Origin of the sequence: Neisseria sp. HMSC03D10 (genome assembly GCF_001807625.1) — a bacterium.
Classification (GTDB): Bacteria; Pseudomonadota; Gammaproteobacteria; order Burkholderiales; family Neisseriaceae; genus Neisseria; species Neisseria mucosa.
Genome location: NZ_KV789584.1, coordinates 4,477 through 5,032, shown reverse-complemented (window position 1 = coordinate 5,032; position 556 = coordinate 4,477). Strand labels below are relative to the sequence as shown.

Below are 556 nucleotides of genomic sequence, written 5' to 3'. Positions count from 1 at the left end.
GGGGCCAGTTCAGTTTTCAGACGACCTTTTTGCTTTGCCCTATCCGTTACCAGCCGCTCGTAGCGTGGGTTCTACCCACGAATAAACAGAGATGATTGGATTCGGATGTTCGGACGGCAGGTCGTGGACAAAGCCCACGCTACGGGTTGGCTTATTCTGAATTTGTGTCCACTTGACGAATGGTCGTCTGAAAACTGGAATTCCCAATTTTTCAGACGACCTTTTGATTCTTTATCCCATCCTTCCAACCGTTTCCCATACTGAATTCAAAAATACTCACACCATCATTCCCGCGCAGGCGGGAATCCACTTTTGAATTTTGGAAACTGTTTTTCAAATATCTGCTTCTTAAAGTTTCCGATGGATTCCCGCCTGCGCAGGAATGACGGCAGATGATGCTGTATCAAAAATTCAGCCTCCCGTAGCGTAGGTTCTAACCACGGAATGAACAGGGAGGATTGGATTCGGATATTCGGACGGTAGGTCGTGGGCGAAGCCCACGCTACGATTTGCTGCAACGGCAATTTGTTCCTTCCCCCGTCTGGCGGGGGAAGGT

At 49.1% G+C, this 556-nt stretch carries 1 protein-coding gene; it reads right to left on the bottom strand.

Annotation, left to right across the window (positions count from 1 at the left end):
* Positions 1-284: 284 nt before the first annotated feature.
* The coding region (locus HMPREF3066_RS13615) for a hypothetical protein (protein ID WP_321178928.1) at positions 285-556 on the bottom strand (272 nt) is incomplete at its 5' end.